The sequence below is a fragment of the Vibrio sp. 2130-1 genome, from assembly GCF_033339515.1.
In genome coordinates, this window is record NZ_JAWOUT010000259.1 from 1 (window position 1) to 712 (window position 712).

General features: G+C 48.2%; 1 protein-coding gene. It reads left to right on the forward strand.

The features are described 5' to 3' along the window. Positions 1-15: 15 nt before the first annotated feature. Positions 16-712: flagellar biosynthetic protein FliR (fliR, locus tag R7Q09_RS25595; RefSeq protein ID WP_318143869.1), on the forward strand; the 697-nt coding region annotated here is incomplete at its 3' end.

Consider the following 712-nt stretch of genomic DNA (forward strand, 5'->3'; position numbering starts at 1 on the left):
GTACTAGAGGCTGGTATGGAGTATCCCACTCAAATCATCTTAGACTGGATAGCCAATTATTTTTGGCCGTACGTTCGTATCTCGTCTATGTTGATGGTGATGACCGTTACTGGCGCTCGCTTTGTTTCTCCTCGTATTCGTTTGTATCTCGGCCTTGCGATTACTTTTGCCGTGATGCCTGCTATTCCTGCTGTTCCGCAAGACATTCAATTGCTCTCATTTCGTGGTTTTATGACCATCGCAGAGCAGATGATCATTGGCGTCGCGATGGGCATGGTGACGCAATTTATGATCCAAACGTTTGTGTTGCTCGGGCAAATCCTTGGTATGCAATCGAGCTTGGGTTTTGCGTCTATGGTCGATCCTGCCAATGGTCAGAACACGCCATTGCTCGGTCAATTGTTCATGTTCTTGACCACCATGTTTTTCCTCGCAACCGATGGTCACTTAAAAATGCTGCAACTGGTGGTCTTCAGCTTTAAAACCCTACCGATAGGGTCGGGCACGCTTACCGCGGTGGATTTTCGTGATATGGCGGGTTGGCTTGGCATTATGTTCAAAACCGCTCTGAGTATGTCGCTATCTGGCATCATCGCGCTGCTTACTATCAACCTGTCGTTTGGTGTAATGACGCGTGCCGCGCCTCAGCTGAACATTTTCTCGCTTGGCTTTGCGTTTGCATTGATGGTGGGTCTATTGATTTGCTGGTACA